The organism is Nocardia farcinica (assembly GCF_029867845.1).
Taxonomy (GTDB): domain Bacteria; phylum Actinomycetota; class Actinomycetes; order Mycobacteriales; family Mycobacteriaceae; genus Nocardia; species Nocardia farcinica_A.
The window spans coordinates 1-3,669 of record NZ_JARWRU010000311.1 but is presented as its reverse complement, the minus strand read 5'-3'; the positions used below and the strand labels follow the sequence as shown (position 1 = coordinate 3,669).

Sequence of the window (3,669 nt, the reverse complement as noted above, 5' to 3'; positions counted from 1 at the left end):
GGGGCCGCCGCCCCCCCCCCCCCCCCCCCCCCCCCCCCCCCCCCCCCCCCCCCCCCCCCCCCCCTCCCGTGTGCCTGCCCGGCCTCAGGCCCGGATCTCGGTGCGGTCGCCGCTCCACAGGGTGTGGTACTTGCCCTCGGCGTCGACGCGCTCGTAGGTGTGCGCGCCGAAGAAATCGCGCTGGGCCTGCGTCAGGGCGGCGGGCAGCCGCTCGGAGCGCAGCGCGTCGTAGTACGACAGCGAGGAGGCGAAGGCGGGCACCGGGATGCCGAGCAGGGTCGCGGTGGACACCACGCGCCGCCAGCTGTCGATGCCGGTCTCGATGGCCTCCCGGAAGTACGGATCGAGGATCAGGCTCGGCAGCGCCGGATCGTTGTCGTAGGCCTGCTTGATCCGGTTGAGGAAGCGGGCGCGGATGATGCAGCCGCCGCGCCAGATGGTCGCCAGATCGCCGGGCTTCAGGTTCCAGCCGTACTCGGCGCTGCCCGCGGCGATCTGATCGAAGCCCTGCGCGTACGCGACGACCTTGGAGGCGTAGAGCGCGCGGCGGATGTCCTCGGTGAACTGCTCGACATCGGTCGGCCTGTCGGCCAGGGTGCCCGCGGCCAGCCCGACAGCGGCCCTGCGCTGGGCGCGCGAGCCCGACAGCGCACGGGCGAAGACGGCCTCGGCGATGCCGGTCACCGGCACGCCGAGGTCGAGCGCGGACTTGACCGTCCAGCGGCCGGTGCCCTTCTGCTCGGCGGCGTCGACGATCACGTCCACCAGCGGGCGGCCGGTCTTCGCGTCGACCTGGTTGAGCACCTCGGCGGTGATCTCCACCAGGTAGCTCTCCAGATCGCCGCTGTTCCACTGGGTGAACACGTCGGCGATCTGCTTGGCGTCCAAGCCGAGCGCGTCGCGGAACAGGTGGTAGGCCTCGCCGATGAGCTGCATGTCGGCGTACTCGATGCCGTTGTGCACCATCTTCACGAAGTGCCCGGAACCGTCCGGGCCGATGTGGGTGCAGCACGGCACGCCGTCGACCTTCGCGGCCACCGACTCCAGCAGCGGTCCGAGCGACTCGTAGGACTCGGCGGGACCGCCCGGCATGATGGCCGGGCCGTTGAGCGCACCCTCCTCGCCGCCGGAGATGCCCGCGCCGACGAAGTTCAGACCGCGCTCGCGCAGGGCGGCCTCGCGGCGGATGGTGTCGGTGTAGAGGGCGTTGCCGCCGTCGATGATGATGTCGCCGGGCTCCATGGCCGCGGCCAGCTCCTCGATCACCGCGTCGGTCGCCTCGCCCGCCTTGACCATGATGAGCACCCGCCGCGGCCGCTCCAGCGCCGCCACGAACTCCTCGATGGTCTCGGTGCGCACGAAATCGCCCTCGCCGCCGTGCTCGGCCAGCAGCGCGTCGGTCTTGGCGACCGAGCGGTTGTGCAGGGCCACCGTGTACCCGTTGCGGGCGAAGTTGCGGGCGATGTTGCTGCCCATCACGGCAAGGCCGGTGACACCGATCTGTGCGCGCGCGGTCGTGGTCTGCTCCGTGGAGTTCGGCTCCGTCGTCGGCATGAATCAGCTCTCTTCGTTGACGGTGGATTCTGCGATTCAAGCTACTGCACCGGCCGCCCCGTCCGTGCGCGGCCTCGGCCCCGGCACGACCGGCGGCGCGGTGGCTCAATCGCAGACGGCGCCTTCGGATGCCGAGCCGACGAGCTTGGCGTATTTGCCCAGCACACCGCGGGTGTAGCGGGCGGGCAGCGGCTGCCAGCCCTGCCCGCGCCGGGCCAGCTCGTCCTCCCCGACCAGCAGGTCGAGGGTGCCCTCGGCCACGTCGAGGCGAATCCGGTCGCCGTCGCGGACGAAGGCGATGGGCCCGCCCTCGACGGCCTCGGGGGCGACGTGCCCGACACACAGGCCGGTGGTGCCGCCGGAGAAGCGGCCGTCGGTCAGCAGCAGCACGTCCTTGCCCAGGCCCGCGCCCTTGATGGCGGCGGTGATGGCCAGCATCTCGCGCATGCCCGGCCCGCCCTTGGGGCCCTCGTAGCGGATGACCACCACATCGCCCGCGCCGATGACGCCGTTCTCCAGCGCGTCCATCGCGGCGCGCTCGCGGTCGAAGACCCGGGCGGTGCCGGTGAAGACCTCGGAGTCGAACCCCGCCGACTTGACCACCGCGCCGCCCGGGGCGAGCGAGCCGGACAGGATGGTGATGCCGCCGGTCGGGTGGATCGGCTCGCTCAGCACCCTGACCACGGTGCCGTCGGGATCGGGCGGGGCGATCTCGGCCAGGTTCTCGGCCACCGTGGCGCCGGTGACGGTCAGGCAGTCGCCGTGCAGCAGGCCGGCGTCGAGCAGCGCCTTCATCATCACCGGCACGCCGCCGATGCGGTCGATGTCGGTCATGACGTGCGCGCCGAACGGCTTGACGTCGGCCAGGTGCGGCACCCGCCTGCCCACCCGCGCGAAATCGGCGAGCTCGAGATCGACATCGGCCTCGTGCGCGATGGCCAGCAGGTGCAGCACCGCGTTGGTGGAGCCGCCGAAGGCCATCACCACCGCGATCGCGTTCTCGAAGGCCTCCTTGGTGAGGATGTCGCGAGCGGTGATGCCGCGCTCGATCAAGCCGACCACGGCCTGACCGCTGCGCCGGGCGAAGCCGTCGCGGCGGCGGTCGGTGGCGGGCGGCGCGGCGCTGCCGGGCAGCGTCATGCCCAGCGCCTCCGCGGCGCAGGCCATGGTGTTGGCGGTGTACATACCGCCGCAGGCGCCCTCGCCGGGACAGATGGCGCGCTCGATGGCGTCCACGTCGGCGCGGCTCATCAGCCCGCGCGCGCAGGCGCCCACCGCCTCGAAGGCGTCGATGATGGTGACCTCGCGCTCGCTGCCGTCGGAGAGCTTGGCCAGGCCGGGCAGGATGGAGCCCGCGTAGAGGAAGACCGAGGACAGGTCCAGCCGGGCGGCGGCCATCAGCATGCCGGGCAGCGATTTGTCGCAGCCCGCCAGCAGCACCGTGCCGTCCAGCCGTTCGGCCTGCACCACGGTCTCCACGCTGTCGGCGATCACCTCGCGCGAGACCAGCGAGAAGTGCATGCCCTCGTGTCCCATGGAGATGCCGTCGGAGACGGAGATGGTGCCGAACTGCATGGGGAACCCGCCCGCGGCGAAGACGCCGTCCTTGCAGCCGCGCGCCAGCCGGTCCAGCGAGAGATTGCACGGGGTGATCTCGTTCCAGGAGGAGGCCACGCCGATCTGCGGTTTCTCCCAGTCGTCGTCGCCCATGCCGACCGCGCGGAGCATGCCGCGCGCTGCGGTCTTCTCCAGGCCGTCGGTGACATCGCGGCTGCGCGGTTTCAGATCGCGCCCGGGTGCGCCGTCCGGCGGCGTGCGTTCCGGCCGGGAGGTGAGATCGGGCTGGACGAGTTCGCTCCGGTTGTCGGACACCGCCCCATCATGCGCCCGAGCCCCGGCGTGGCGTGGCGGGCACGCCGAAGTCGTCCGCCCACAGCGGAATCGAGGGCGGGCCGCGGCGGCCCGATCGTAGCCTGAGGACCATGACCGAGCAGCCCACGTCCGAGCAGCCCGCCGCCGGACCCCGACACGAGGGGCACCCGAGACTGCATTCGATCCCCGGCGGCCGGGACGAGCGCAGGCCACCTCCCGCCCCGGAGCCGCTGTGGCGGGAGG

General features: G+C 72.4%; 2 protein-coding genes. Both read right to left on the bottom strand.

The genetic code is table 11. The features are described from left to right. Positions 1-84 precede the first annotated feature (84 nt). Positions 85-1,554, bottom strand: a complete 1,470-nt coding sequence (gene gndA, locus QH283_RS06680) for an NADP-dependent phosphogluconate dehydrogenase (RefSeq protein ID WP_280502139.1) — start codon at positions 1,552-1,554, stop codon at positions 85-87. 105 nt (positions 1,555-1,659) lie between these two features. Then, positions 1,660-3,339 (bottom strand): dihydroxy-acid dehydratase, encoded by a 1,680-nt coding sequence (gene ilvD / locus QH283_RS06675; RefSeq protein ID WP_280502140.1) that lies wholly within the window; start codon positions 3,337-3,339, stop codon positions 1,660-1,662. Between the last annotated feature and the right edge of the window lie 330 nt (positions 3,340-3,669).

Excerpts from the sequence above, each read along its gene's own strand:
- gndA (WP_280502139.1), bottom strand. The coding sequence starts at position 1,554 with ATGCCGACGACGGAGCCGAACTCCACGGAGCAGACCACGACCGCGCGC.